The sequence below is a fragment of the Salinibacterium hongtaonis genome, from assembly GCF_003065485.1.
Taxonomy (GTDB): Bacteria; Actinomycetota; Actinomycetes; order Actinomycetales; family Microbacteriaceae; genus Homoserinimonas; species Homoserinimonas hongtaonis.
This window is the reverse complement of record NZ_CP026951.1, coordinates 1,879,668-1,905,774: the sequence shown is the minus strand read 5'-3', so window position 1 is coordinate 1,905,774 and position 26,107 is coordinate 1,879,668. Positions and strand designations below refer to the sequence as shown.

The following is a 26,107-nucleotide window of genomic DNA, read 5'->3' as shown; positions in this document are numbered from 1 at the left end:
GCAGCCCACAATGCCGGACTCAAAACGGGTGATGTGGGCCAGGATCGTGCGGGCATCCGGCCTCTATGTTGGGATTTGATACAACCGCAGTGGTTCGAGGGAGCACCATGACGAAGCGTGTCGCCGTGATCGGCGCTGGCCCAGCGGGCCTGGCCGCGCTCAAAGCGCTGCTCGATGAGGGCGTGACCGCCGTGGGCTATGACAAGGCCGATCGGCCCGGAGGGCTGTGGGTGCGGGGCAGCAGCAGCGGCCTGTCTCCGGCCTACGACTCGCTGCACCTCAACACGAGTCGCAGCCGCACCGAGTTCGCCGATTACGCGATGCCCGGTGACTGGCCCGATTACCCCTCCGCCGATCTGGTCGCCGGATACCTCGCCGACTATGCGGATTCGTTCGGGCTCAATGACCACATCCGGTTTGGCATGGAGGTGACGGATGTTGTGCGGGCTGAGGGCTCGGCCGGCGGCTGGCTTGTCACGTGTGCCGATGGCTTTTCTGACTTCTTTGACGCGGTGGTCGTGGCCAACGGGCACAACTGGGATGCCCGCCTGCCAAACCCCGAGTACCCCGGCACGTTCACCGGCACCCAGCTGCATGCGCACGATTACCGAGCGCCCGAGGTCTTCGCGGGCAAGCGAGTGATGGTGGTCGGCATGGGCAATTCGGCGATGGATATCGCCGTCGACGCGTCGTATGTGTGCCAGGGGCCCGTGCTGCTTTCGTCCCGGCACGGAGTCTTCATCGTTCCCAAGTACGTGTTCGGTCGCCCCTCCGACCAGGTCAACGGCCTGCTCTCGACCCTGCCGTGGCGCATCCGGCAAAAGATTGCGCAGACCATGCTCGCGGTGGCTATCGGCACTCCGCAAAAGTACGGGCTGCCGGCGCCGTCGGGCGGTCTGTTTCAGAACCACCCCACCATCAGCGACACGATTTTGCACCGCCTGACCCACGGCGAGGTCGAGGCCAGGCCGGGCATCGACCGCTTCGAGGGTGACACCGTGCTGTTCACGGATGGCAGCAGCGACAGGGTCGACGTTGTTGTGTGGGCGACGGGGTATCGCGTGACGATTCCGTTTCTCGCGGAGCGGTGGCTCGGGCCGGATGCTGAGGCGCTGCCGCTCTATGAGCGTGTCTTTCACCTTGACGACCCGAGTCTGAGCTTTGTGGGGCTCATCCAGTCGACGGGAGCGGCGCTGCCCGTGCTGGAGGCGCAGGCCAAACTCGTCGCCGCCCAGGTCTCTGGCCGATACGTGTTGCCGAGCCCGCCCGAGCAGCAGAGGGCCGTCGCCCGCCATCTCGCCGCAGCCGAGAAGCGCTGGGGAGCCGATCGTCGACCCCGCATGCGTATCGACTTCGACGCCTATGTGGCTCAGGTTCCCCGGGAGCTTCGCGCGGGGCACGTGCGGGCCCGCCGGGCGGCCGCAGAGCTGACCCTTAATGAAGGAGTACGAGCATGAGCACGAGGGATGCCCGAGGCAAGCGGGTGCTCATCACGGGGGCCTCCGGCACATTCGGCCGGGCGATCGCCGATCGGCTGCGCGCCGAGGGGGCCATGGTTGTGGGGCTCGACATGCGGGCAGACCCAGAGCGGTCGATCCTCGCCTGCGACATCACCGACGACACCCGGGTGGCGGATGCTGTGGGCCAGGCAATCGCGCAGTTGGGCGGCCTGGACATCCTGATCAACAATGCCGGGGTGGGCGGGCCAGCGCCTGCGGAGCTGCCCCCGAGCGATGAGGTGCGGCTGCAGCTTGAGGTGAATCTGCTGGGGGCGTGGCGGGTGACGGCGGCGTGCATTGCCGCGCTCGTTGAGTCGCGCGGCCGCATCGTGATGCTCGCCTCGCGCATGGCGGTGATGCAGTTGCCGCTAGCCGCGGCGTACGGGGCGTCGAAGCGAGCCCTCGTGGCCTATGCCGACGCGCTGCGCCTTGAGCTGCGGCCACACGTGGGGGTGTCGTGCGTGTATCCGTCGTCGGTGCGCAGCCCCATCCACGGGTCGACCGCGGCGGCCGGGCTCTCCCTCGAGGGAATGAGCACGTATGAGCCGCTGGAGGGTGTCGTCGACGCGGTGCTGGTGGCCGCGCTGAGCCGCAGACCCAGGCGAGATGTCACGACCACCCCACGGGGAGCCGTCGAGTTCTTTCTCGCCCGGCATCTGCCCGCGCTCACCGACCGGATTGTGGCGAAGACCCTGGCCGAACGCACCCGATCGGGCGCTTTCGATGGAGCACCGCTGGCCGCAGGTGTTGTGGCCCGACAGAGAGGCACCCGATGAGCGTCGAAACAGATCAGGTGGGCGCGGCCAGGCCCGTGCGCGCCACGCTCGGCCAGCTGGCGAGCTATTCGAGCGGATCGCTCGGCATGGGGGTGTGGGTCACGGTGCCCGGGCTCCTGCTGCTCTACTTCATGACCCACACGCTCGGGGTTTCACCCCTGCTGGCTGGGCTCACCCTGCTGCTGCCCAAGGTGATCGACGCTGTCGTGCATCCGTTTCTCGGGTCTCTGAGCGACCGGCAGGCCAGGGCGCACGGCCACCGCCGCAGGATGATGTGGTGGGGGCTGGGGCTCGCCATTGCGATGACGGCGATGTTCTCAGTGCCACCGGCGCTTGAGGGTGCCGGTGCCGCGGTGTGGATCGGTGCCTGGTACATCGTGGGCAACCTGCTGTTCGCCTGCTTTCAGGTGCCGTACCTCACCACCCCGTCTGACCTGAAGATCAGCTACCACGAGCGCACGCGCGTGTTCATGTTCCGCATGATGTTTCTCACGGTCGGCCTGCTAGGCGCGGGGGTTGCCGCCCCCGCCCTCGTCAAATCGGGCGAGCGCGGCGACTACGCGCAGATGGCGATCATCCTCTCCGTTGCCATGGTCGTGACCGGGGTGATCGGGATCCTGGGCGTGCGCAGGCTCACCGAGCACACGGGCGTCGTGCAGCCGGATGCTCGTGACCACTCGTTCGCCGAAGACTTTAGGGTCGCCGTGCGCGACCGTGACTTCAGGGCGCTCGTGCTCTCCTACCTGTTCACGGGCACGGTGACACACCTCTTTCTCGCGGCGGTGCCCTTCTACACGCAGTATGTGTTCGGCAGCAGCGGGCTGACCTCGCTGTTCATGGGCGCGTTCCTCGGCCCCGCCGTCATCGCCGGGCCGATGTGGCTCGCGGTCTCGCGGCGCATCGGCAAGCAGCGCGGGCTCCTGCTCTCGCAACTCATCTTTATTGTGGGCTCGCTCGTGCTCATGGCCGGAGGCCTGCTGGGGGTCGCAATCACCGTTGTCGTTGTGGTCATGCTGGGCACGTCCTTTGCGGGGTTGCAGCTGTTCGCGTTCTCGATGGTGCCGGATGCCGTGGCAGCCGCAGAGAAGAGGGGAACCTCCCGAGCGGGTGCCTACACGGGAGTGTGGACCGCCACAGAGGCGACAGGAACCGCGATCGGCCCCTACGTCTATTCGGCCGTGCTGGCGATCGGCGGTTTCGTCTCGACAACCGCCGGGGTCGACGTCGTGCAGACCGACTCGGCCCAGGCTGCCCTCGTGATCGGCTTCACCCTCGTGCCCGCCGTGCTGATGGCCGTGGCGATGGTCTTTCAGGCGCGCTACCGGCTCGACGCCGCCGCACCGAAGGAGTGAGCGCGGTCTTTCTGCTCTCGCTCGCCGGCATCATGGTGGGCGCGTTCGTGCAGGCGGCGACGGGCATGGGCTTCTCGCTCGTGGCCGCGCCGCTGCTGATCCTCTATCTGGGGCCGCGCGACGGTGTCGCCGCTGTTGTTCTGCTCGCGGCGCTCTCGTCGGTGCTGCCGCTCGCCCGCGACGGCAAACACGCGAATCCCGGCGCGGTCGTGCGGCTGCTCATCCCCACGCTCGTCTGCACGCCGCTGATCGCCTGGGCGCTCGCCGACGTCGACACCCGCTGGCTCGCCCTCGTGGCGGGCGGCGGTGTCATCCTGGCCGTGGGGATTCTCGCCAGCGGGGTGCGCTGGGGGTGGCTGAAGCATCCGCTCGGAGCTATTTCGACGGGAGCAACAAGCGCGCTGCTCAACGTGGTCGGGGGAGTGGGCGGGCCGCCCATCGGAATCTACGCGGCCAACGCCGGCTGGTCACCCGTGACCACGCGGGCCACGATGCACAGCTTCTTCATCGTGCAGAACGTGGTCACCGCCCTCGTGCTCGGCATCGTGTGGCCGAGCGGGTGGCAACTGCTCGCGCTCGCCGTGGGGACTGTCGCGGGGGTGGTGTTGGCGCCGCGGGTGTCGGCGCCCGTGCTGCGGATTGTTGTGCTGGGGATCTCGCTGGTGGGCGGGGTGAGTTTGGTGGTGGGGGGTTTGTGAGGTGTGGTGGGTGTGGGCTTTCCGAGCCGTGCGCGTGCCTCAGCCGACGACGGCGATGAGTACCGCGACCAGCACGGCGATGATCACCGTGTTGAAGATGAACGCGATGATGCTGTGCAGGGCGATGAAGTGCCGCATCCGTCGCGCCGTCACGGTGACATCCGAACCGGCGGATGTTGAGGTCTGCAGGGCGAAGTAGAGAAAGTCCGAGAATTGCGGGAGTTCATCCCCGGCGAACTCGAGACCGCCGAAGATCGCGTGCTCGCGGGCATAATGCACGGCGAAACTCACGGCGATAAGGGTCCAACTGGCGGCGAGAACGGCGACGCCCGACCAGATGAGCACGGGCGGGGTGTCGGTGCCGGTGGTGACGAGCAGCATCATCGCGATCAGTGACACCGCGCCTCCCGCGAGGGCGAACCAGATTGCCCCGTACCCGCTGATCGCCCAGGTGAACCGCTGCCAGCCGGTCATCGGGCGAGGTGTGGACCGCAGCCACCGCGCGAGGGTGTCAGCATCAGCGCGGGCGAATACCCCCACCGAGAGGGCGATGTAGATCACGGCGAAGATCGACCACGCGACGAGGTAGGTGACAACGGCGACCTGCCCGTCGGGCAGCGAGAAGCCGCCGCGCACGACCAAAGGAAGGGCGACCAGAATCGGCACGAAAAGCCCGATGCAGATCCAGGATCGGGCCACGTCGGAGGCGAGCAAGGGGTAATTGCGACGTGTACGCACCATGGGTGCCAGTTTAGGTGCTGGGGTGAATGGTGTTAGCCGTATCCGTGCCTGTGCTCTTCTCCTGGCTGCGCTCACTTTCCACTAGTGTTCGACCACGGCGCGTCTCGGGGGAGATCGCCGCGAGAGGGAACTCATGGGGGATGTCACAGACCTGCGCGCGCGTCCAGCTGGCTACGAGGTGGTCCGCGAATGCCTTACCGTGCAGCAGCAAGCCGTGCCGCGGTCGAAGCTGGGCAGGCTCTTTGGGGCTCGGCCGCTGCATCCGGATGCCCGAAGCTGGTTCGGCGGCGCTCTCGGTGAGATCCATGTCGGCACGCTGCTCGACCGACTCGGCCCCGAGTGGACCGCGCTGCACGCAGTGCCGGTCGGCACGCGAGGCAGCGATATCGACCACGTGCTGGTGGGCCCGCCGGGTGTCTTCACCATCAACACGAAGCGGCACCCGGGAGCGAAGGTGTGGTTGGGCGAGCGGATGCTCATGGTCGCCGGTCAGAAGACCGAGCACCTGCGAAACAGTCGCCACGAAGCGAAGCGAGCAGCAAAACTACTCAGCGCAGCGGTGGGCGCAGCAATCGAAGTGACGCCGCTGCTCGTGCTCGTTGGCACGGCATCGATGACGGTGAAGCAGCGACCTGCGGACGTCGTGGTGCTGACCGATGTGCAGCTCGTGCGCTGGCTGACGAAGCGCAAGCCCGCGCTTGAACCGGAACTTGTTGCTCGGCTCGCATCCGCCGCATCGGATCTTCGGACGTGGCAGTCGAACGGAGATGGTGCCGTCGACGTAAGCCACATGGATACGTTCGCAGCGCTGCGCGATGAGGATGCTCAAGCTCGAAGGAGGCGCCTGCTGTGGGCAGCGGGCGGAATGCTGGCGACGGTGGTGGTTGGGTATCAGGTCATTCCGGCGCTGCTGGTGAGTGTTCTCGCTGCGCTCGTGGGAGCCCCCGGCTAATAAGCCAAACGTAGTCAAGTGGAGAACGCTCGCCAGTGGCCGAAACGGCTGCGCGGCACACCCGATTTAGGGGCAGCCCTCTGAGGTGCGGGTTCGATACGGTCGAGGCAATGCGAGTAGCAAGGAGCGCCATGTCAGGCCCAGGTTTCGCCGTGATCGATTTCGAGACGACCGGACTGTTTCCCGGAGGTCACGACAGGGTCGTGGAAGTGGCTGTCGTGCACGTTTCCCCCGACGGCGCGATCGAAGGCCAGTGGGACACCCTGGTGAATCCGATGCGTGACCTGGGGCCGCAGCATGTGCACCGCATCCGTGCTGCTGATGTGATGTCGGCTCCGACGTTTGAGCAGATCGCGCCCAAGCTGGTGGAGCTGCTGGCGGGGCGAGTCGTGGTGGCGCACAATGCGAGCTTCGACCTTCGGTTCCTTGAGGCCGAACTAGACAGGGCGTCGGTGTGGGGGATGCCGAAGATCTCGAGCCTCTGCACGATGCAGTTGGCGCGAGACTTCTTGCCTGGTGCGGGCCGTTCGCTCTCCGACTGCTGCGACGCCCTCGACATCGTTCTCGATGATGCTCACCGGGCATCCGCTGATGCTCTCGCAACCGCCCAGCTCCTGGCCGCCTACCTTGGCTCGTCGGATGATCGCGAGGGATGGAACTCGATCATCAGCGAGGCGCATGCGGCGCAGTGGCCCGTGCTGAAGGATGCTGGCATTGCGTGGTGTCCGCGGGAGAACGCGCCGTCCCAGGGTGCTGAGACCGCCGCAACCTTTCTCGCCCGCATCACTCTGAAGATGCCTGAGTACGCCGGACCGGCGGAATGCCTCGACTACCTCGCCCTGCTGGACCGCTGCCTGCTCGACCGCCACTTCTCCGCCCACGAAGCGCAGGGTCTTGTCGCGCTCGCCGAGCGACTGGGCCTCAGCCGCGACACGTGCGCGAATCTTCATATCGACTACTTTCAGCAGCTGGTTCGGGTTGCCTGGGCCGACGGGGTCTTGACGGATGACGAGATCGCCGATCTGATGCTCGTCGCCGACCTCCTCGACGTCCGGACATCGATCGTTGAGGATGCGTTGGCCGGTGCTGGCGCAGTCTTGTCCGCTCCCGAGGACACCGGCATTTCGGTGCAGTTCTCCCTCGCGCCCGGCGACCTCATCGTGCTTACCGGAGACATGATCCGGCCGCGCTCGGAATGGGAGTCGCACCTACTCGGCCTCGGGTACAAGCCACACGGAGCGGTGACGAAAAAGGTTCGCCTCGTAGCCGCGGCCGATCCCGACTCGCTCTCGGGCAAGGCCCGCAAAGCTCGCGACTACGGCATCCCGATCGTGGACGAGGCGTGGCTTGTGAAGTTGCTCGGGTAAATCCGGGGCAGCCCTCTTTCAAAGAGCCTTCAGCAGCTCCCAATCCACAGCCGGTCGCGAGCCCGCGTCGCGGCGACATACCGCTCGCGGTAGGCGCGAGCCGTGCGCTCGTCGTCTGCGTCGAAGGTGGCGGCCAGCGGGGGAGTCCAGGGCAGGAGCACGGCCTTGAACTCGAGCCCCTTCGCGCGCTTGATCGTGCCGACCTTGACTCGGTCGACGGGGTTGCCGTCGTACTCGTGAAGATCGATGGAGTCGACCCCGGCTGCAGTGAGCAGCGAGACCACCTTCGTGACCTGAAAGTTGGTGTCGCAGAGCACAGCGATGTCACCGAGCGATGTGTCCTCATTGGCCGCGGCCTGCCGCACTCGCCGCACTATTGCTGAGTCATGCTCGGCCGGTGTGGTGAAATGATCGAAGACGGGCGGATGCCCGTGACGCCGCAGCGCATCGAGGGCCGAGTTGTCGTCGGCTGTCGCATCCGAAGCGGTGGTCGCGTCGTCGATATCCACATACCCGGTCGCCGCGATCGTCTTGTTGGCGAACTCGAGAATCTCGACGGTGTTGCGGTAGTTGACGCCGAGCACAACGCCGCGGTTGCTGAGCGAGATTGCCGCCTCGCTCAGCTTGTAGCCGCCGGGGTAGATGCTCTGCTGCCCGTCGCCGATCAGGGTGAAAGCATCCGGGCCGTCGCCGACAAGCGAGTGCAGCATCCGCACCATTGCTAGTGAGAGGTCCTGAGCCTCGTCCACGATGACGGCGCTGTAGCCCTCAAGCGGTTGCCGCTGAAGCGACTGCTCGGCGAGCAGCACCACGTCGTTGAAGTCGTGAATGCCCGCCGTGCGCAGCCGATCGTCATAGGAGCGGTAGAGAGCCCACACGGCACGACGGTCATCCATGTTGAGGCGGATGCTGCGGCCGGGGCGCGCACATTCTGCATACGCCTCGAAGGTCGCCAGACCGCGACCCTTGATCACGGAGTCGATCTCTTCTCGCCAGTAGTCGTCGTCCCGCGTTCGGGCGCGAGCGATGAGGCGGTCTTTGTGGGGCGCGGGGAGCGCCGCCCATGAAGCCTTCCATTGAGCGGTCGCGCCGCGCCCGTCGAGCCTGTGCCGGATGCCGCGATCTTTGAGCAGGTCGATGGCCCACCTGTGCACGTTGACGAATTCGACCCGGTCGGCAACGGCGGGGTCGAGGCGTCGCAACAGGTTGGACATCACGGCGGGCAGCGTACTCACGTAGGTCGTGAACAGCACTTTGCCCTCGGGATGCATGCGGGCGAGGTAGGCGGCGCGATGCAGCCCCACGACCGTCTTGCCGGTGCCAGCAGATCCCCGGATACGGGAGGGGCCGTTGAAGGTGCGCCGCACGAGCTTGGCCTGGCTGGGGTGCAGGAAGGTCATCCACTGTTCGACGGGCGCGGCGAGCTCGGCGAGGGTGAGGGCCTCAAGGACTTCTGCTTCGCTCAGGAGGCCCGGGTTATAGGTCTCGAAGAGTTCGTCGGGGATCTCGTCGACCAGCTCTGCGGTCGCGGGTTCGGCGATGACCGTAGGGATCGTCGCTGCCTGCGGGCCGACATAGGCGGGAAAGTACTGGAGGGCGGCCGTGAGCACGCGCTCGACCTCGCCGATGCTGAGACGGTTGCCACGGCTCAGCAGGTGCTTCTGGATGTCCTCGGCGCCAACCACCTCAACCGGGCCGACATCCCCGAATTTCTTGGTGCGGCCATGCATCGCGAGCAAGGATCGGACCTCGCCCGGCGCAAGCCCGACATCGGCAAAGACGCCCTCGGCATCGTTGGCCACGTCGGCAAGGCGGAGCACTTCATCCGTTACATCGGCCTGGTCACGAAAGATGCTGCCGCCGGCGATCGTGAAGTTGTTCCAGTGCTTGGAATCAACGATCCACACGCCGGACGGGCCGACGACGATGAGGTCGAGCTGCGCCGTGCGGGAGCCCGGCCACTTGCGGTCGGCGAGAAGGTGGTAGCCATGGGCGAGGAGGGGAGCTAGCCGATGAGCCAGTTTGCGCTCGGCGATCGCGGCGGCGGCGAACCGGCCAGCCTCGGCTTTAGCGCTCGCCGCTTCGCGCTCGAAGCTATCGCTGAGCGCGCTCAAGCGCTGCGCCTGCTGTGCCGCAGAACCCCCGGCCGCCATGTGATCCCCCGATCGACGTTTGGGTTCATTGTTGCAGCGTTTAGTTCGAGACGGGGCCCTGCACACGAAGTCGGGTACGCCTGGGTCTCCCCGGAGTCGCCGCAGCGATAAATGGCGCCGTAGTTTGGGATGCGGGTGCGACATCTGCGGAGAAGCGCTCGTCAACGCGCTGCGCGTCGTGCGCTGGAACGAGTATTCGCCCAGCGCGCGATCGGTGGACCCGCCGAAAACATACAAAGCTTGTTGATCGCGATTGCGCTCCGCGTCTTCAGTTGGGCGCGCATGAGCGCCTTATGAATAGACTCGGCCTCAGCAGCTTTGCGCAATGGGGGGAATACACATGAGTGAGATCGCGGACCGTTTGGCTAGCCTGGCGAACAAGATCGCCGTGCAGGGGAAATCGATTGAGACTGAAGAGGCGACGAAGAACGCGTTCGTAATGCCTTTCATCTCTCTGGTTCTTGGTTACGACGTCTTCAATCCGAACGAGGTTGTTCCTGAGTTCACTGCTGACGTAGGTACGAAGCGTGGCGAAAAAATCGACTACGCAATCGTCAAAGACGGCACTGTGCAGATCCTCATCGAGTGCAAGAAGCTCGGTGCACCGCTCGGACTTAACCAGGCTTCACAACTTTTTCGGTACTTTGCTGTTGCGCACGCGAGAGTCGCGATCCTCACGGACGGTGACCAGTACCACTTCTACACTGACCTCGACGCACCTAATCGGATGGACGAGAAGCCATTCTTGGTCCTGCAGATTTCCGACCTCGACGAAACACTCGTCCCGGAGATCCAAAAGCTCACCAAAGACACTTTCGACATCGATTCGATCGTCAACGCTGCCGAAGAGCTCAAGTACATCGGGGCGATTAAGCGTGTTCTGGTCGCTCAATTCAGCACGCCAGACGCAGACTGGGTCAAATTGTTGACGGCGCGAGTATACGAAGGCTCGATCACTCAGAAGGTCCGCGATCAGTTCAGCGTCCTAGTGAGGAAGGCCCAGAAGCAGTTTCTTGCCGACCAGGTCAATGATCGGCTCAAAGCTGCTCTCGGCGGACAAGGGTATACACCTCCGCAAGACAACGCCTCGGTTTCGGGGTCCGATGCAAGTGCCGCCGTCGCCGAAGCCAGTACTCACGATGCGGACGGAGGGGACGGCATCAACACGACTCTCGAAGAAATCGAAGCTTTCCAGATCGTGCGCGCGATTGCTTGCAGCGAGGTACCCGCTGCCCGGATCATCCACCGTGACACAAAGTCGTACATGGGGGTCTTGCTGGACGACAACAACCGCAAACCGTTGGCGCGCTTGCACTTCAATACAGGCCAGAAATACCTGGGGCTTTTCGATTCGGAGAAGAACGAAACCCGCCATCCGATCGACGTGCTGTCTGACATCTATTCACACGCCGCGGCCATCAGAGAAACAGTTCACTTTTACGACTGATCTGTCGTTGCCTGCGATGCCTCGGAATGGATAAACCGCGCGAGATACTCGCGAAGGGCGGGATCGCACACGTAAACGTAAGTGCCTCGAATGCCCCGAGTGAGTAGAACTCGGTAGATGTTTGTGATGAAGGGCAGGAGATCGGCGTCGGAATACGTCGTGCCGAGCGCCCGGTTGTTCTCTTTGCCTTTGGTGTCAAAGTACGCCGCTCGATCGAAATAGAGCCGGCTTTCCACTGGATCGAACTTCAAATCAGGGCCGATTATTACACCGGCATAGTTGAGGTCGTATCCCTGAACAGTGTGGATAGACCCGACTTCTTGAAGCGAGTCGGCGGATGCGATCCAGTCAACGGCCTCGGAGTTCCAGCGGAGATTCTGTCCATCGATCGTGATGTCGTACAGCGCTGGATTCACCTTGCTTACCCATTTCCAGGCGTATCCGGCGACCAATCGAGCAAGCCCGACAGCCTCATCTTTCGCGCGGATCATCGCGTGCATCTCGCCTAGGTCATCGAACAGGCGGAGATCGTATCCAGTGAACTCCTGCGCGGCTGGAATCGCGCGAGCGTCTCCGTCTGGAGGCAGGATCCTGCGAACGTAGTCAACGTAGTCGGCCCCGGCCTGGACGCGCATTTGGGTAGCCAATGGATAGTGCCGATTCTGATCTTTCGCAGCGCTGGTGAGGGCCGCCAGCACTTCGCCCGGGAGGTCGGCAGGTCGAACCCGTTGATCTGCATCGACGAGAAAGATCTGATGCCTGCTTCGGGCTGTTATCCAATCCAGCTGGGTTTTTGAGATGTCATCTCGCCCAAATAGCTTCTCTGTGATCTTTTTGAACTTGGCATTCAGTGGACCAGATGGCTGGTTGGCTCGTTGGTTGAGGCGGTGCGTCTCATCAACTATGAGGAGGTCGAATTCTTCCTCTGACTGGCCCACGTCGAATGCGGTGAGCACCATCTTTGGATCGAGCCCGGGTGTCTTCTTGAAAACCCGGCTTGCTGATCTGCGCAGAGACTGTTGTGGAATGACCAGCCCCATCCGAAAGTCTCGGAGCAATTCGGGATAGCCCTCGACAAAGAAGTCAGAGAACATCGAGTCGCTATCGCGTACGTCGGACGGATTGGCCGCGCGGATGTCGGCAAGAAGCTTCAGCAGGTAGATCGCAACGACCGTCTTGCCAGTCCCGGGATGCCCCTGGATGACGATTGTGCTTGATTTGCCTTCTTGGAGGTCGGTAAAGAGCCCCTCCACGATGTCCTCGACGGCGATCGCCTGGTCGTGCGTCAGTGCCTTGAACGGAGAGAGTTTGAAGAGGTCGCTGTTTTCGATCTCGCGGATGCTACGGGTGAACATCCCCTCGTCCTTGAGGTGTTCAAATACCTCGCGAAATGTCTCTTGGTAAAGAGCGCGCTCGTAGTACTCGGCATCAGTGATACCCGCGTTCCGATTGAGTACTTGGAACGCTCCGTCGCCCGCAAAAAGACGAATCAGGTACGACTCGAGGTCGAGGCAAACTGACTTGTTGAACCGGTCGTCGAACACCACTCGGATCTTCTTTAAATGGTTCCTGATGCCGGAATCTAGGTGTTGGCGCATCCTCGCCGAAACGTTGAGCGATTCGCCTACGTAGATCTCCCGCAATTGAGAGGTGCTACGCGACGGGGGAGCGTCGAGCAAATAGACCACGGGCCAGTTCGTTCGCCGTCTATCGTCCCGCGACCAGTGGCTGACCGCTGCGGTGTCGAAGTCGAGTTCTTCGATCTCAAAGCTGGTCATACTTCTCGCTTCGCCCCCGCGATTTTTCTACCGGATATTTCTGTCGTGTTATGTCCAGCTTTTCTAGGACGATGGTGTCGGCATCGACCCCAATACGATCTGCAAGGAGCAGACAGTAAGTCAGAACGTCCGCGAGTTCCTGTCGAACGCGATCAGGCTCGCCCTCCGCGCCCCATTGGAAGCATTCGAGGAGTTCCCCTGCCTCGATTGAGATGCTCTTTGCAAGATTCTCGGGAGAATGAAACTGCTGCCACTCACGTTCCGCGACGAACGCTCGAAGTGCTTCATAAGTAGATAGGGCGACCACGTCGTCAAGCTACCATGCGGCTGGTTGTGTCTTGTGGGGCGTTACTCACACCCGACACCGTCCCCATCGCGGTCAAGGTGTCGGCCATATCCCGCCTGGCCAACACGTACCGGAGCGGCGCCGGCGGCCCGCGCTGCAGTGCAATTTTCGTAATAGGCCGAGGCAGTGCGAGGCGTTGCGGGAACTGCGGCCGCAGGAGCGCGGCGAGAGGCCACCTGGCTCTCAAGCTCGGCGATACGTGAATCGCGGGTTGTGATCTCAGCTTGTGCCGCGAGTACCTGGGTCTCCAGCTCAGAGACTTTAGCGGTGGTTGAGGTGAGACTCGTACGAACGGCGTCCGCGGCCCGCTTCGATCGTTCGGCGTCCTCCAACGCCTTTTCGGCATCTTGATTTGCTTCTTCGGCAGCAGCCTCCAGCTCGATGTTGGAAGCCTCCACCTTCGCGACGGTTCCCTCGAGTGCCTGAATCTCTCCTTGGGCCGAGGAGCTCGCCGTAGACGCACCGATAATCAGCCCGACAGCGAGCGCGCATACTGACGCGATCGCGGCGATCCTGCGCGTGGTTGCTTTGTGAAAGAAGCCTTTTCCGGCTTCTGCCTGTGGCGGAGCGCCCTCAGCCGACTTTGAGGGCCTCTTGTAAAACTGTGCCCAACTCCGAACCATGCTCATGCCCCCGGGCCTCGTGTGACTTTCGCAGAAGTGCCTCGTAACGCTAACGAAAGGCTTTCTCTGCCTTGGCATTTCAAGCGACTCCGAGCATCCTAGGGAGAGAAAAGCTCACGTAGCTAGTCCCCGACAAGGGGGCAATCTGTGTGCTTGTGAAATGGAAGACCGCTATGCATGAGGAGCTGATGGAGCCTTGCGCGGGGGCGGCGGGACTTCATTGTCGACGAGAGCACTTGCGGCTAGTGTGACGCCGTGACCCTGCGCAAAGCCGTCCCGTCGCTCGTTGCTTGCGCCGCTGCGCTCGGCATGCTGGCAGGATGCTCTGCGGCAGACCTCATCATCTGGGGGCCGGAAGGGGCTTCGGTGATTCAGACCACCGAGCACCTGATCGAGGCCGCCGCCTCTGCTGAAGCCGATGCCCTCGCATGCGAAGACTCAGTGGCCGAGTACAGAGAGCCCGAGAACTGGTCGAACCCGAACCTGAGCGCGGGTGAGCCCGAGCGAATTAGCAGGTTCTGGCAGGCACAGGCCGACCTCGGTGCGACCTGGAGCATCAACCTCGAAGCCGCACACGTCGGCGTCGGTGACTCGATCCCTGGTGACGTCTTCTACCGCGAAGACGACGGAAAGCTGTGTGTCGTTGACATCGCCTGGTCCACAGTGGAGTTTGTTTCAGAGTGAGGCCCGCCGACACAGCAATCGACGGGCCTCCAGCTAGCGAGCGGCTCTACGCCACCTGACCTTCGTGCTTACCTTCCGCGAACTCCTCCACGATCTTCGCGTTGAACGCGGGCAGGTCGTTAGGGGTGCGGCTGGTCACCAGGCCCGAGTCGACCACGACCTCCTCATCAACCCATTCGGCGCCCGCGTTGCGCAGGTCCGTCTGGAGGCTGCCGTAGGAGGTCATCGTGCGGCCCTTCACTACGTCGGCATCCGTCAGAATCCAGCCGCCGTGGCAGATGACACCGGCCGGCTTGTGCTGGGCGAACACGTCGCGCACAAAGGCGACCGCCGCATCATCCGTTCGCAGCGTGTCGCCGTTGACGACACCGCCCGGCAGCACCAGAGCGTCATAGTCGGATGCTTTGGCCTGAGTCGTCACGACATCCACCGGCTGACTGTGCCCGTTCTTGCCCTCGATGGAGCCCGACTCGGGGGAGATCAGCACGGCCGTCGCACCCGCTTCGGTGACCGCCTGCCAGGGGCTCGTGAGTTCCGAATCCTCGAAGCCGTTCGTCGCCAGGAACGCGACCTTCTTGCCGTCAAGAGTTGCCATTGTGTGGCTCCTTTCCGTTTCGCCCCACACGGTAGGCCGGGTCGTCTCCCGGCGTCGCAAGGTCACACGAACCTTCCAGGAAGCGAGCTGAGGGCCGAACTGGCAGAAAGAGTCCTACGCGCCTGCCGGGCCCAGCACCGTGTTCACGATGTCGGCCGTGTAGCCGGATGCTGGCCAGTCGAGCCACTCGGTCGCGATGAGCAGGCCGTCGCGCGCGATGATCGAGTACCCGTGTGGGCCGAAGCCTTCCTCGCCCGCGATCTGCTTGATGTAGCGCACGCTGCCCAGCTCGGGGGTGCTCGCGAAGCCGGCTCCGGCGAGCGCCTGCGTGATCTGGACTGCCTGCTCGTCGGTGACCTTCGCCACGACGGTGTGGATGCCGACGTTGTAGTTGTCAGAGAAACCCCATGCGCACTCGAGGTGCGGCGCGGACGCGATCGTCGACTCGACCGCGGCCGGCACCTCGTTCTCATCGAACGGGCGCTCGCGGGGTCCCGTGTTCCCTGCAGACAGCACCGCCCCGGTGGAAGAAAGCTCCGCATGGTACCCAGGGCTGAAGAGCTCGACGCAGGCGGCGGGCATCGCCGCGGCGGCGGGGGCTGGCTGCTCCGGCTCGGGCGACGGCTCAGCGCTGACAGAGGGCGAGGCGCTCGCCGACGGGGACGGGGCTGGCGCCGCCGCATCCGAATCGCCTTGCCCCAGGAGTGCGAACGCGACACCGCCGCCCGCGAGAAGCAGCACAACGACACCGACGATCACCCAGGGCAGCGCGCGGCGCGGCGTGCGTGGCGGCCGTGGTGGCGCCGCTGGCTTCGCGGCTTCGGGTTCGGGCGTTCCGAGATCGTTGAACAGTGCGTCGACGTCGTTGTTCACTTGCTGGCCCCTTCTGGTGCTCGGCGGTTCCCTCGAACCGCCCACGGCATCCGGTATCAGCGGATGCGAGCCCATTCTGCCCGACGCGGCCGTCCCAGAGCGACAACCTGGAGGGTGCTTGCGCTTCTGAGTCAGTCGCCCCTCGCACGGGGTGTAGCGCTCGGACCTTCTCCTCTGGGATGTTTCGTAAGTGAGTTACGCACCGCATCCGCAACAGCAGGTCATCTATCAGCAGGTGGTGCGCCCGCCGTCGAACGGCATGGCCGTAACCGCGCTGATACTGGGGCTCGTCGCCATTGTCACGGGCGTGTGGTCGCCCATCCCTTTCGTTGGGCTTGTCGCGGCGTTCTTTGCCTTCGTCTCCGCACTGCTCGCCGTGATCTTTGGCATAGTCGGCTTGCGCAAGGCGAATACCGTCGGCGTTGGCAGGGGTAACTCAGTCGCGGGCATCGTCACCGGAGCCCTGACGCTCGGCATCATTGGGCTCACGACGGTGGCGTGGATTGTCGCGGCAGCGGCGTCAAGCGCCAGCTACTCCGGCGCCTGAGTTCGAAAGCCGCTCGATCGGATTACACCGCTGTCACGTCCTCCGCTGCGTCTGAACAGCCTCTCGGAGTTCGGGGAAGCTGCGCGTAACGGTGACCCACAGCGCGGCACTGTCGAGGCGGTCGTAGTGGTGCACGACGAAGTCGCGGTTGCCTGCGGCCTGCGACCAGATTGGCTCGGTGAAACGAACTGGATCGGCCGCGACAAGACGCTTGCAGAGGTCGCCGACCCGATTTGACAGCGCCTCGAAGGCAAGGGGGAGCGCCGCATCGGACTGAAAGGCAGTCTCGCCGCGGGCAGCTAGGGTCGCGGCCGCTTCGAGCGCCGAATCGAGGTCGTCGAGCCAGCGCGCAGTCCGATCTGCCGGTGGCAAGGTCACAGCGGCACGGCGTGCTCGAGGATTGCGTGGTCGCGATCCGCATCGAGCGACCTGCGTGACACGACATCAACGGCACGCCCTGTGAGCTCCTCCATGTCGATCTCGAACTGAGCGAGGTCGAACATGCTCGCGTCAGGCGAAGGGGAGACGAGAAGATCGATGTCGCTCGACTCAGTGTCGGACTCGCGGGCGACCGAACCGAACACTGCCACGTCGTCTACCTTGCTGAGTGCAGCGAGTCGACGGATGAGAGTGCGCCGTTTTCGAAGCTTAGCGAGGGTCGACTCGTGGTGCTGTGTGCCGCCCTCAGCGAGCATCCGGAACTGCTCGAAGGGAACGATCACGGCCTCCGGGCGTCGGTGGGAGCCGATCGCCACGGGGGTAGCCGTCGACGGCGCGCGCCGAAAATCGCGCAGGATTTTAGACAGTGAGGAGCGCGCATCCGCGACGGTCGCGACTGGCTCGGGAACGATATTCGACATGGTTCAAGAGTAGAGCCAGACCAGGATTATGTACATAAATCTGTACAACTAGCAAAGTACTCCTACTCGTAAACGGCAATAAACCGCCCAACGACACCTCCGGCGCGCAACTTGTCGATTGCCTCCGCGATCTCGGCCTGGGTGATGATGTTCATGGGCGGGTTGAGCTGGCCCGACTTCATCAGCTCGTAGAGGGCTTCGAGGTCTTGCTTGGTGCCCGACTTTGAGCCTTTGAGGCTGAGCTGATTGATGATCAACGGGTAAGTGTTGATGGTGGATTCGAGGCGGCCCATGCCCACCTGCACGACCGTGCCGAACTCGGTGAGGGTCTCGATGGCGGCGGATGTTGTGGTGCCGAATCCGGCGTAGTCGACGATGAGCTCGAGGTTCTTGTCTTTGAACGCTTCGATGGAGTCGGCAACCGCGGTGAGGCCGATCTCGTCGGCAAGCGCGCGGGTTTCCGGGTTGATCTCGGCTCCGTAGACTTCGGCGCCCGAGAGCGCGGCGACGCGGGCTCCGATATAGCCGAGCCCCCCGAGGCCGATCACGCCGACCTTCATGCCCGCCTTGGCGCCGCCGACCGCCATGATGGCGTGGTAGGCGGTGAGGCCAGCATCCGTCGCCATCGCGCCGAGCTCGAATGAGACCTCGTCGGGCAGCCTGACGAGGTTGTCGTCGGTGGCGAGGAGATACGGCCCGAAGCCGCCATCCCACACTCCATAGCCGAGGGCATCGCCGTCGCCCATCACGGGGGAGAGGCCCACACGGTCGCCCACCTTCCAGTGGTCCATTCCCGGGCCGACCTCGGTGATGACGCCAGCGTTCTCGTGCCCCATCGTGCGGGGGAGCACGGGAAAGAGCGGCATCCAGCCCGGGTCGTCGAGCGCCGTGACATCGGAGTGGCAGACTCCAGCGGCCTTCACCGCAACCACGACCTGCCCGGGACCCGCATGGGGCTCAGCGACCTCGTTGAACTCGAGCGGCTTGTTCGTACCGGTGAACTGCCATGCCTTCATGGGTCAACCTCATCTCTGCGAGTGTAGAGACGGTCTAGTCCTCGCCGCTGACTGCTGCATGTATGAACCCTGAACTCCGGGTCAGAACATGGTCCGCGCCGCTATGGCGTGGCCGCGCGCCGCGACACCCACCATCGCCGCGCCGCGACCAGCATGATCGCCACGGCGACACCCACGGCCGTCTCCACAACCCGATCAGTCACGAGCGGCAAAACCTCGGAGGGCTGCGAGAGGTTGCTCATGGTCAGCGCGAGGGGGGTGATGAACACGAGCGCGAGCCCATAGCTCTTGCCAATGAGGAGTTCGATCACGAACTGGCACACCACCGCGAAAACAACAATGACAATGGCCGGGGGGCTCGCGGCAAGAACGAGCCCCGCCACGACAACACCGCCGATCGTGCCCAGCGTTCGGTGCAGCGAGCGGCTAAACGAGAACGACGCGTGGGCGAGCGGCATCACCGCAACCACCGTGACGACAGCCCAGTACGGTCGGCCGATACCCAACAGCAGTGCAATTGCCCCCGCCAGAAGGGCAGCGCCCGAGGTTGCGGCGATCGTGCGCCACACCACCGCATCGCGCACCGCGGCAAGGCGGCGAACAGGCGTGCGGTGAAGAGGGCGGAACCTGTGGGCCATGCGCTGCCCGCCCAGAGTGCGCAGCATCCATCCGCTCATGCACAACAGCCACGACAGAGCTGCGGATGCTGCGGCCAGGCCGATCGCGACAGGCGCCTCCGCCCAGGTGGTGGGCACGGCGGCGCACACGAGCAACGCGAAGACAAAGAACACCGGTTGGCCGGGGATCCACCCCAATGAGGCGTGGGCGAGAATGCCGAACGCGATGACCGCGACCAGGGCTGTCGCCGTCGGCACGAGGGGAGTGCCAAGGCAGGCCAGCAGCACGCCGAGTGCGATTGTCGCCGTGAGGCTGATGGCCGCCGTCGACACCGAGACGAGACGAACGCGGTAGGGCTCGCTGCGGCCGTAGAGCGCGGTGAACGACCCGAACGACGCATATACGGCCAGGTCGATGCGCCCCACGATCAGGAGAACGGTGAGGGGCACAGCGACGGCAATCGCAGCGCGGGTGGCTGCCTCAAGCTCGAGGGTTCTGCTCGAGGCAGCCTCGGTCACTGCTGGTGAGCCCGAAGCTCGCGGGCGAGGGCCTCATAGTGAGCGGCCTGCGCCTCGCGATCCCGCGGAGCGGCGGCACCCACGGCAACCAGCTCAGGCGGCGCCGAGTGCGGGGCAGGCACCGACGCGGGAGACACGTTCGCCTCGCCATGGGGCTTGCCGCCCAGCGACATCCTGTCGATCCAGGCCAGGGCGATGGCCGAGACGATGAACACCATGTGGATCACGACCTGCCAGAGCACACCTTCCTGCGTATAGGTGTTGCCGGTGATGTTCTCAACGTTGGTCGAGCCCAGGTCGGCCACCTCGATGAACGTCTTGAGCAGGTGGATCGAGGAGATGCCGATGATGGCCATCGCCAGCTTCACCTTGAGCACATTGGCGTTCACATGCGAGAGCCACTCCGGCTGGTCGGGATGCCCGTCGAGGTTGATGCGAGAAACGAACGTCTCGTAGCCGCCGATGATCACCATGATGAGCAGGTTCGCGATCATGACCACGTCGATGAGGCCGAGAACGTAGAGCATGATGATCGACTCGTCGACGGCGGGCCAGTGCGAGATGACGTGCTCGCCCAAGTGCCAGAGCTCGACCATGAAGACGACCACGTAGATCAGCTGCGCGATGATGAGGCCCAGGTAAAGGGGGGCCTGCAGCCAGCGACTGAAGAAGATGAGCGAACCCACACCCGACATCCATGCACTTTGTGGTCGGGATTCGCGGGTTTCTTTCATATGAGAATTCTATTTGCCGGATTGCTGTGAGAACGTCCCGGTCCGCGCCGGATACCGTCGCAGCCGCACAAGAAAACGTCGCGTGCTCACCAGAGTTGCTCCATGCCCAAACCCGCGAGGCTGCTGCGTTACGATAGTCCGAGCGAAGGGGAGTATCCCTAGGGGCTTAGGCTCTATGTCGCGGTCGTCAATACGGTCATCTCTGATGCTGGCCCGGCCGCGATGGCGTCGAGACTGTTGCCGACGCGGGAGAGACTTTCGGACTCTGTCCTGCCTCCCATGAATGGATTCCCATGGAACTTGCCCTGCCCGCCTGGTTCGAAATCGGCTCGCTCGTTGTCTTGACGGCGATCATCGTCTTCGACCTCATCCTCGCCTACAAGCGCCCGCACATTCCCACGGTCAAGGAGTCCAGCCTCTGGATCGCCTTCTATGTGGGTCTCGCGCTCCTCTTTGCCGCTCTCATGTTCATCCTGGGGGATGCCGAACATGGCGGGCAGTTCATCGCCGGTTGGCTCACGGAATACAGCCTGAGCATCGACAATCTGTTCGTCTTCCTCATCATCATGTCCCGCTTCAAGGTGCCGCGTAAATACCAGCAAGAGGTGCTCATGGTGGGCATCGTCATCGCGCTTGTGCTGCGCGCGATCTTCATCATCCTTGGCGCTGCGATCATCGAGAACTTCAGCTGGGTGTTCTACATCTTTGGCGCATTCCTGCTCTTCACGGCCTGGAACCAGGCGTTCACCGGGCACGAGGACGAAGAAGAGAAGGAAAGCAAAATCATTGCATTCCTGCGTCGCCGCATCAGCATCACCGAGGATTTCGACGGCGGCAAGCTGCGCACCGTTGTCGACGGCAAGAAGGTCTTCACGCCCATCCTTGTTGTCATCATCGCGCTCGGCACGACCGACCTCGTCTTCGCGCTCGACTCGATCCCCGCAATCTTCGGAATCACGCAGAGCCCGTTCATCGTGTTCGCCGCCAACGTGTTCGCCCTCATGGGCCTCCGCCAGCTCTACTTCTTGCTCGGTGACCTGATCGACCGCCTGGTCTACCTCAAGTACGGCATCGCCTTCATCCTGGCGTTCATCGGCGTCAAGCTTGTGTTCCACGCGATGCACGCCAACGAGCTGCCGTTCATCAACGGTGGCGAGCCGATTCTGTGGGTCCCCGAGATCAACACGTGGCTCTCACTCGGTGTGATCGTGGCCTCCATGGTCGTCGCCACTGTCGCGAGCCTGATCAAGCTGCACCGCAGCCCCCTGGCCATGCCGTTGGGCGCGCCGAACTTCCACGGCGAAGAAGAAGACGACGAGAAGCCCAAGTCGCACTAGCGCCCGGTGTTCAACGCAGGGATGATTGCTACGGTGCGGGAGATCACCCCGCCCACAGGATGCAAGGGGAGCCTGCGTGGACTATGAACTGACACTGTCGGTGGGTAGCCTGCGCCTGGCCGTCTCGTCGGCATCCGACCTTGGCCTCGTTCGCAAGGTCAACGAGGACAGCTTTTTTGCTGACCCTCCCGTGTTCGTCGTTGCCGACGGCATGGGAGGGCACTCGTTTGGCGATAGGGCCAGCCAGTCCGTGGCCGCAACATTCGCTGCAGCCTCCCCGCCGCAGGGTTTGCCCTCGGTCGAAGACGTGGTCAGCACGATTCGCGATTCCAACTCGGCCGTTGTGGGCTTGGCCGGCAACGATGTGGCCGGCACTGTTTCTGGCACGACCCTCGCCGGCCTCGCGCTCATCGCGGCAGGCGATGATTGCCACTGGATGGCATTCAATGTGGGCGACAGCCGCGTCTATAGCTGGGACGGGCGCGCGCTCGAGCAGGTGACGGTCGATCATTCCGCCGTTCAGGAGCTGCTCGATCTGGGCGAGATTTCGCTTCGCGAAGTAGCGACCCATCCGTTTCGCAACGTCGTAACCCGGGCCATTGGCGTCGGCATCGACGTTGACCCCGATGTCTGGCTGTTGCCGCTCGGCGGGCGACAGCTCTTTCTCGTTTGCTCCGACGGGCTAACCAAGGAGCTCGACGATGACCAGATTGCGAGCATCCTGGCCGATCGGTTTCACCTGCCGGAGGGGCAGAGCGTTGCCGATCGTCTTGTAGCGGCTGCCCTTGCGGCTGGCGGCTCCGATAACGTGACCGTGGTCGTGGTTGATTCCGAGCTCGCTGGCTCGGTTCACACGGCCGACGAAGAAACCGTCGACCGCGGTATGCCGCATCATCTCGAAGAGACCCGACCCAGAAAGTAGTCACATCCGTGAGTCACCTCCGCTATTTCCCGGCCGCACATGACGGATGGCTGGCTGTTGGGACCGCACGGCATCTTGTGCTTGTGAACCCTGCGACTCAGGACGACGCCGAAGCACTCTGGGGTCTGGCCCCGACCGGGTTTAGGGCGGTTCTCGACTGGCTCACCCGCAACGGTTTTTCGGCCACCCCGTCGTTTGCGCTGATCGAGTGGTCGGGAGACGAGCCTTCCGGCACGGTGCGCGCCATCGTTCGCGGCGACATCCGAGTAGCGGTGGATGCTGCCGGCACCGAGCAGATTTTGGACGGCTCCGGGGTAGCAACGTGGACGGAACAGGTCATAACGGGGGTCTCGCGGGTCGACATCACGCTCTCCTCGCCCGGACAGCCTGCTGCGGGCGAACCGTGGATGCCGCTCGAATCGGGCGCCGCCTTTGTCTCGAGGGTGGTGTGGGGAGCGGGCTCCGGGTCTGTTGTCGGCGCCGCCGATGAGGGTGCCGACGCCGACGCCGATGCCGGCGCTGCGCTCGATAACGAAATCGAAGCAACTGTTGTGCAAAAGCGGCGGGTGCCAGCGGGCGTTCGTGCGCCGCGCACCACAGACGGCACTGATGTCGTGACCGGCGTCGTGGCCGGGGTTGCCAGCGTCGCCGGAGTTGTTGCCGAGGCCACAGTGCGCCACGCGTCGGATGCCGAGCAGGAGCAGCCAGCAGCGTCGGAGCCCACAACGGCTCCGCTGAATAGTGCCATTGCCGAGTCCACGATGACCCAGCCCCCGGAGCAGGCGGCGCACGACGTCGCGGAGCCTGCCGCCGTCGAACCCGCGGCCGTGCCCGACCTCGCAGGCGACCACGATGGAATGACGATCGTCTCGAGCGACATTAAGCGGATGCGCGCCCAGCGCCCGCGGCCGACCGCCGCTGCTGCCGCCATCGACGAGTCGCCATCCCTCTTTCTTGAACTGTCAACGGGCGGGCGCGAGAAGCTATCGGGTCAACCGGTCCTGGTGGGCCGCGCACCGACGGCGCACAAGGTTTCGGGCAATTCGGTGCCGCGTCTCGTGATCATCCCCGGCGACAAAGACATTTCCCGCAACCACGCTCAGATCACCCTTGAGGGCGGAACCGTGGTGGTCACCGATCTCCACTCGCGCAACGGCACCCAGGTGATCATGCCCGGTCGGCCAGCGCAGCAGCTTCGACAGGGCGAGCCCACGAGCGTTATCGTCGGCACCGTCGTGGACCTCGGTGGCGGGGTTACCCTCACCGTGCGGGAAGGCGAGTGATGCGCAGGCAGACTTCCAACCCGCCAGAGCTGCCGGGGTACACCTTTATTAAGCTGCTCGGTTCCGGTGGCTTTAGCGATGTCTTTCTCTATGAACAGCATCTGCCCAAGCGCAGGGTCGCGGTCAAGGTGCTTCTCACGGAGGAGCTCACAGCGGCCAACCGTGCCGCCTTCGTGGCCGAGGCCAACCTCATGGCGCAGCTTTCTGCGCATCCCTATATAGTCTCGATCTTTCACGCCGACGTCGCATCAGACGACCGCCCCTACTTCGTCATGGAGTACTGCTCTGGCCCCAGCCTCGCGGAGCGGTACAAGCGCGAACCGCTGCCCGTGGTCGACGTTTTGCGCACCGGCGTGCGGGTGGCCGGTGCCGTTGCAACCGCGCACGCTGCAGGCATTCTGCACCGCGACATCAAGCCCGGCAACGTGCTCACGAACGACTATGGCTGGCCAGCCCTCACCGACTTCGGCATCTCCTCTGCCGTCGACGACGAAGTGCCGATGCACACCGCGAGCATCGACTCCCTCACTGCGGATGCTGGCGGCACCACGGGCAGCGCGTCCGTGGGAATGTCGGTGCCGTGGTCTCCGCCCGAAATGTTCGCGGACGACCCCAACCCGGATGTGCGGGCAGACGTTTTTTCGCTCGCGGCAACCCTCTACACGCTTCTGGCCGGTCACACTCCGTTTGAGATTCGCGGCAGGTCTAACGGTGTGCTCGACCTCATCGGGCGCATCGAGCGGGGCCTGGTCACGCCTCTCACTCGCACGGATGTGCCCAGATCGCTCACGGCGGTGCTCGCCAAGGGCATGGCAACTCGGCGCGAAGACCGCTTCGCTACTGCCATCGAATTCGCCCGGGCTCTGCAGCGGGTGGAGCTTGAGCTTGGCTATTCACCCACTACGATCGATGTTCCCAACCTGGTCGTCGACGACTCGGTGCGGGGCGACGCCACAGACGATGACGACGCCACCCGGGCCAGGGGCGTTGCCACGATCGATGCGCAACCCGAATCCGCCCGAATCGACGGCTTTATGCCGCCCGCGGCATCTGAGGATGCGACGCAGGTGCGGGGCGCACAGCGCATCGATGCTCAGCCAGCACCGGCATCCACCGAGGCGGTGGGTGAGACCGTCGTGCGCCCCCGCGTGGCCGTCACACCACCGCCAGCGCCCCCGGCAAACACAGCACCGGCGGTCGAGGATGGCGAAAGCGATGAGCAGGGCTCGCGCACCAACCGACTCGTGCTGTGGCTCGCAGGGGCCGCAGTTGTGGTCATCGCCGCGGGCGTTGCCATCAGCCTTGCACTCGGTGGGGTGCCCAGCGCATCCGAGGTCGACCCGAGCCCGTCGACCTCGCCCGGTGGCGGAGGCGCGGCGGTGATCGAGACGATCCCCACGCCCCAGCTGGTCTCGGTGAGCGAACAGCCGGGAGTCCTGCACTTTGTCGTGGACAACCCCAAGCCAGTGGATGGCGATGCCTTCATCTGGCGGCGCGTGGACCGAGGAGCGGCGGAACCCGCTCGCAGTTCGGCCGACGGCACATTCACGGTCGAAGGTTTTGACGGATCCAGCGTCTGCGTTGAGGTGCGCATCGTGCGCTCAGGGCGCGACTCTGCCAACCCCCTTGAGGAGTGCTACCCGGGATGAACCCTCTCAAGATCGAGTTCTGCGGCGAATGGTACGACGTCGAGCATCCGAATGACTTTCATGTCGGGCGCGAATCCGATCTCGTCATCGACGACAACCCCTACCTGCACCGCCGGTTTCTGCGCATCTACGAAGAGTTCGGCATGTGGTGGCTGGGCAACGTCGGCAATCTCCTGGCGGCAACGGTGTCGGATGCCACCGGACAAGTTCAGGCCTGGCTCGCCCCCGGCGCGCGGCTACCCATCGTGTTCCCCCAACTGAATGTGCTGTTCAGCGCGGGGTCGACAACCTACGAGTTCGCCATTCACGCCGCCGAGGATTATTACGCGTCGTCGGCGATGGCCGATAGCGTCGCGGGCTCCACGACGATCGCACCGGTTCCGCTGACCTCGTCGCAGCGGCTGTTGATCGTGGCTCTCGCTGAGCACATTCTGCGTCAGTCATCGCCGGGCCGGGGCGAGATTCCGACATCGGCCGAGGCGGCCCGTCGCCTGCATTGGTCGATCACGACGTTTAACCGCAAGCTCGACAATGTGTGCGAGAAGCTCGACAAGATCGGCGTTGCCGGGCTCCGCGGCGGCAAGGGGAACCTTGCCACGAATCGCCGGCTGCGCCTCGTGGAGTACGCAGTTGCCACGCGTCTCGTGAGCCAAGAAGACCTCTACCTCATCGATCGCAACGACGAAGCACACCAAGACCCTGCCTCGGCGTGACGCTGCAGACTCCGGGCGGAGCCGCA

The 26,107-nt window shown here is 64.1% G+C and carries 26 protein-coding genes; 14 read left to right on the top strand and 12 right to left on the bottom strand.

Features of this window, described 5'->3' with window-relative positions:
* The first annotated feature begins 107 nt into the window (after positions 1–107).
* From C2138_RS09135 to C2138_RS09120, 4 genes are read left to right on the top strand one after another with little or no spacing between them, the layout of a single operon-like run.
* Positions 108–1,457: a flavin-containing monooxygenase gene (locus C2138_RS09135; protein WP_108517258.1), complete on the top strand. Its 1,350-nt coding sequence runs from the start codon at positions 108–110 to the stop codon at positions 1,455–1,457.
* Entirely contained in the window at positions 1,454–2,275 is an 822-nt protein-coding gene (locus C2138_RS09130) for an SDR family NAD(P)-dependent oxidoreductase (protein WP_108517256.1), read from the top strand. Before C2138_RS09135 ends, C2138_RS09130 begins: the two co-directional genes overlap by 4 nt.
* Positions 2,272–3,627, top strand: coding sequence for an MFS transporter (locus C2138_RS09125; protein WP_108517254.1), 1,356 nt, complete (start codon positions 2,272–2,274; stop codon positions 3,625–3,627). Before C2138_RS09130 ends, C2138_RS09125 begins: the two co-directional genes overlap by 4 nt.
* Entirely contained in the window at positions 3,624–4,325 is a 702-nt protein-coding gene (locus C2138_RS09120; RefSeq protein WP_199286527.1) for a TSUP family transporter, read from the top strand. Before C2138_RS09125 ends, C2138_RS09120 begins: the two co-directional genes overlap by 4 nt.
* A 39-nt stretch (positions 4,326–4,364) precedes the next feature.
* Here C2138_RS09120 and C2138_RS09115 read toward each other — a convergent pair whose 3' ends face one another.
* Complete coding sequence (locus C2138_RS09115; RefSeq protein WP_108517252.1) at positions 4,365–5,066, bottom strand: DUF1345 domain-containing protein; 702 nt, start codon at positions 5,064–5,066, stop codon at positions 4,365–4,367.
* 133 nt (positions 5,067–5,199) lie between these two features.
* On the opposite strand from C2138_RS09115, the gene C2138_RS09110 reads away from it, so the two are divergent.
* Together C2138_RS09110 and C2138_RS09105 are read left to right on the top strand one after the other, a co-directional pair.
* Positions 5,200–6,018, top strand: coding sequence for a nuclease-related domain-containing protein (locus C2138_RS09110; RefSeq protein ID WP_108517250.1), 819 nt, complete (start codon positions 5,200–5,202; stop codon positions 6,016–6,018).
* A gap of 131 nt (positions 6,019–6,149) precedes the next feature.
* Complete coding sequence (locus tag C2138_RS09105) at positions 6,150–7,385, top strand: exonuclease domain-containing protein (protein WP_108517248.1); 1,236 nt, start codon at positions 6,150–6,152, stop codon at positions 7,383–7,385.
* A 29-nt stretch (positions 7,386–7,414) separates the two neighbouring features.
* On the opposite strand, the gene C2138_RS09100 is transcribed toward C2138_RS09105, so the two are convergent.
* Positions 7,415–9,499, bottom strand: coding sequence for a nuclease-related domain-containing DEAD/DEAH box helicase (locus C2138_RS09100; protein ID WP_241961092.1), 2,085 nt, complete (start codon positions 9,497–9,499; stop codon positions 7,415–7,417).
* Between the two features lie 379 nt (positions 9,500–9,878).
* On the opposite strand from C2138_RS09100, the gene C2138_RS09095 reads away from it, so the two are divergent.
* Positions 9,879–10,985, top strand: a complete 1,107-nt coding sequence (locus C2138_RS09095; protein ID WP_108517244.1) for a type I restriction endonuclease — start codon at positions 9,879–9,881, stop codon at positions 10,983–10,985.
* On the opposite strand, the gene C2138_RS09090 is transcribed toward C2138_RS09095, so the two are convergent.
* The 3 genes from C2138_RS09090 to C2138_RS13825 form a co-directional block, all read right to left on the bottom strand.
* Positions 10,976–12,532 carry a DNA/RNA helicase domain-containing protein gene (locus tag C2138_RS09090; protein WP_338418809.1) on the bottom strand — a complete coding sequence of 519 codons (1,557 nt, stop codon included), beginning with the start codon at positions 12,530–12,532 and terminating at the stop codon, positions 10,976–10,978. The genes C2138_RS09095 and C2138_RS09090 overlap by 10 nt on opposite strands.
* A 217-nt stretch (positions 12,533–12,749) precedes the next feature.
* The gene (locus C2138_RS09085; RefSeq protein WP_108517241.1) at positions 12,750–13,070 is read right to left on the bottom strand and encodes a nucleotide pyrophosphohydrolase; all 321 of its coding nucleotides are present in this window, start codon (positions 13,068–13,070) and stop codon (positions 12,750–12,752) included.
* 41 nt (positions 13,071–13,111) lie between these two features.
* Positions 13,112–13,738 (bottom strand): excalibur calcium-binding domain-containing protein, encoded by a 627-nt coding sequence (locus C2138_RS13825; RefSeq protein WP_241961091.1) that lies wholly within the window; start codon positions 13,736–13,738, stop codon positions 13,112–13,114.
* 249 nt (positions 13,739–13,987) lie between these two features.
* Between C2138_RS13825 and C2138_RS09075 the strand changes: the two genes are divergently transcribed.
* Positions 13,988–14,416: a hypothetical protein gene (locus tag C2138_RS09075; protein ID WP_241961090.1), complete on the top strand. Its 429-nt coding sequence runs from the start codon at positions 13,988–13,990 to the stop codon at positions 14,414–14,416.
* Between the two features lie 46 nt (positions 14,417–14,462).
* Here the strand turns inward: C2138_RS09075 and C2138_RS09070 are convergent, their stop codons facing one another.
* Complete coding sequence (locus C2138_RS09070; protein WP_108517239.1) at positions 14,463–15,011, bottom strand: type 1 glutamine amidotransferase domain-containing protein; 549 nt, start codon at positions 15,009–15,011, stop codon at positions 14,463–14,465.
* Positions 15,012–15,125: 114 nt separating this feature from the next.
* Positions 15,126–15,884: a hypothetical protein gene (locus C2138_RS09065; RefSeq protein ID WP_108517237.1), complete on the bottom strand. Its 759-nt coding sequence runs from the start codon at positions 15,882–15,884 to the stop codon at positions 15,126–15,128.
* Between the two features lie 190 nt (positions 15,885–16,074).
* On the opposite strand from C2138_RS09065, the gene C2138_RS13745 reads away from it, so the two are divergent.
* Positions 16,075–16,431: a hypothetical protein gene (locus C2138_RS13745; protein ID WP_199286526.1), complete on the top strand. Its 357-nt coding sequence runs from the start codon at positions 16,075–16,077 to the stop codon at positions 16,429–16,431.
* A gap of 33 nt (positions 16,432–16,464) precedes the next feature.
* Here C2138_RS13745 and C2138_RS09055 read toward each other — a convergent pair whose 3' ends face one another.
* From C2138_RS09055 to C2138_RS09035, 5 genes are all read right to left on the bottom strand, one after another.
* Positions 16,465–16,809, bottom strand: coding sequence for a HepT-like ribonuclease domain-containing protein (locus tag C2138_RS09055; protein WP_108517235.1), 345 nt, complete (start codon positions 16,807–16,809; stop codon positions 16,465–16,467).
* Positions 16,806–17,291 (bottom strand): nucleotidyltransferase family protein, encoded by a 486-nt coding sequence (locus C2138_RS09050; protein ID WP_108517233.1) that lies wholly within the window; start codon positions 17,289–17,291, stop codon positions 16,806–16,808. Before C2138_RS09050 ends, C2138_RS09055 begins: the two co-directional genes overlap by 4 nt.
* Before the next feature lie 62 nt (positions 17,292–17,353).
* Positions 17,354–18,307, bottom strand: a complete 954-nt coding sequence (locus C2138_RS09045; protein ID WP_108517231.1) for an alcohol dehydrogenase catalytic domain-containing protein — start codon at positions 18,305–18,307, stop codon at positions 17,354–17,356.
* A gap of 101 nt (positions 18,308–18,408) precedes the next feature.
* Positions 18,409–19,443 (bottom strand): FUSC family protein, encoded by a 1,035-nt coding sequence (locus C2138_RS09040; protein ID WP_108517229.1) that lies wholly within the window; start codon positions 19,441–19,443, stop codon positions 18,409–18,411.
* Positions 19,440–20,177, bottom strand: coding sequence for a TIGR00645 family protein (locus C2138_RS09035; protein WP_108517227.1), 738 nt, complete (start codon positions 20,175–20,177; stop codon positions 19,440–19,442). Before C2138_RS09035 ends, C2138_RS09040 begins: the two co-directional genes overlap by 4 nt.
* A 293-nt stretch (positions 20,178–20,470) precedes the next feature.
* Between C2138_RS09035 and C2138_RS09030 the strand changes: the two genes are divergently transcribed.
* From C2138_RS09030 to C2138_RS09010, 5 genes are all read left to right on the top strand, one after another.
* A complete protein-coding gene (locus C2138_RS09030; protein ID WP_108517225.1) occupies positions 20,471–21,514 on the top strand; it encodes a TerC family protein in 1,044 nt (347 codons plus the stop codon).
* 76 nt (positions 21,515–21,590) lie between these two features.
* Positions 21,591–22,436, top strand: a complete 846-nt coding sequence (locus tag C2138_RS09025) for a PP2C family protein-serine/threonine phosphatase (RefSeq protein ID WP_108517223.1) — start codon at positions 21,591–21,593, stop codon at positions 22,434–22,436.
* 83 nt (positions 22,437–22,519) lie between these two features.
* A complete protein-coding gene (locus C2138_RS09020; RefSeq protein WP_159078191.1) occupies positions 22,520–23,719 on the top strand; it encodes an FHA domain-containing protein in 1,200 nt (399 codons plus the stop codon).
* Positions 23,719–25,368 carry a serine/threonine-protein kinase gene (locus tag C2138_RS09015; RefSeq protein ID WP_108517220.1) on the top strand — a complete coding sequence of 550 codons (1,650 nt, stop codon included), beginning with the start codon at positions 23,719–23,721 and terminating at the stop codon, positions 25,366–25,368. The genes C2138_RS09020 and C2138_RS09015 overlap by 1 nt, the downstream gene beginning before the upstream one ends.
* Positions 25,365–26,081, top strand: coding sequence for a hypothetical protein (locus C2138_RS09010; RefSeq protein ID WP_108517218.1), 717 nt, complete (start codon positions 25,365–25,367; stop codon positions 26,079–26,081). The genes C2138_RS09015 and C2138_RS09010 overlap by 4 nt, the downstream gene beginning before the upstream one ends.
* Positions 26,082–26,107 lie beyond the last annotated feature (26 nt).

Bases quoted from the DNA above. Each gene is read 5' to 3' on its own strand.
- C2138_RS09135 (WP_108517258.1), top strand. From the start codon at position 108: ATGACGAAGCGTGTCGCCGTGATCGGCGCTGGCCCAGCGGGCCTGGCC.
- C2138_RS09130 (WP_108517256.1), top strand. From the start codon at position 1,454: ATGAGCACGAGGGATGCCCGAGGCAAGCGGGTGCTCATCACGGGGGCC.
- C2138_RS09125 (WP_108517254.1), top strand. From the start codon at position 2,272: ATGAGCGTCGAAACAGATCAGGTGGGCGCGGCCAGGCCCGTGCGCGCC.
- C2138_RS09115 (WP_108517252.1), bottom strand. From the start codon at position 5,066: ATGGTGCGTACACGTCGCAATTACCCCTTGCTCGCCTCCGACGTGGCC.
- C2138_RS09110 (WP_108517250.1), top strand. From the start codon at position 5,200: ATGGGGGATGTCACAGACCTGCGCGCGCGTCCAGCTGGCTACGAGGTG.
- C2138_RS09105 (WP_108517248.1), top strand. From the start codon at position 6,150: ATGTCAGGCCCAGGTTTCGCCGTGATCGATTTCGAGACGACCGGACTG.
- C2138_RS09095 (WP_108517244.1), top strand. From the start codon at position 9,879: ATGAGTGAGATCGCGGACCGTTTGGCTAGCCTGGCGAACAAGATCGCC.
- C2138_RS13825 (WP_241961091.1), bottom strand. From the start codon at position 13,738: ATGAGCATGGTTCGGAGTTGGGCACAGTTTTACAAGAGGCCCTCAAAG.
- C2138_RS09070 (WP_108517239.1), bottom strand. From the start codon at position 15,011: ATGGCAACTCTTGACGGCAAGAAGGTCGCGTTCCTGGCGACGAACGGC.
- C2138_RS09050 (WP_108517233.1), bottom strand. From the start codon at position 17,291: ATGTCGAATATCGTTCCCGAGCCAGTCGCGACCGTCGCGGATGCGCGC.
- C2138_RS09045 (WP_108517231.1), bottom strand. From the start codon at position 18,307: ATGAAGGCATGGCAGTTCACCGGTACGAACAAGCCGCTCGAGTTCAAC.
- C2138_RS09035 (WP_108517227.1), bottom strand. From the start codon at position 20,177: ATGAAAGAAACCCGCGAATCCCGACCACAAAGTGCATGGATGTCGGGT.
- C2138_RS09030 (WP_108517225.1), top strand. From the start codon at position 20,471: ATGGAACTTGCCCTGCCCGCCTGGTTCGAAATCGGCTCGCTCGTTGTC.
- C2138_RS09015 (WP_108517220.1), top strand. From the start codon at position 23,719: ATGCGCAGGCAGACTTCCAACCCGCCAGAGCTGCCGGGGTACACCTTT.
- C2138_RS09010 (WP_108517218.1), top strand. From the start codon at position 25,365: ATGAACCCTCTCAAGATCGAGTTCTGCGGCGAATGGTACGACGTCGAG.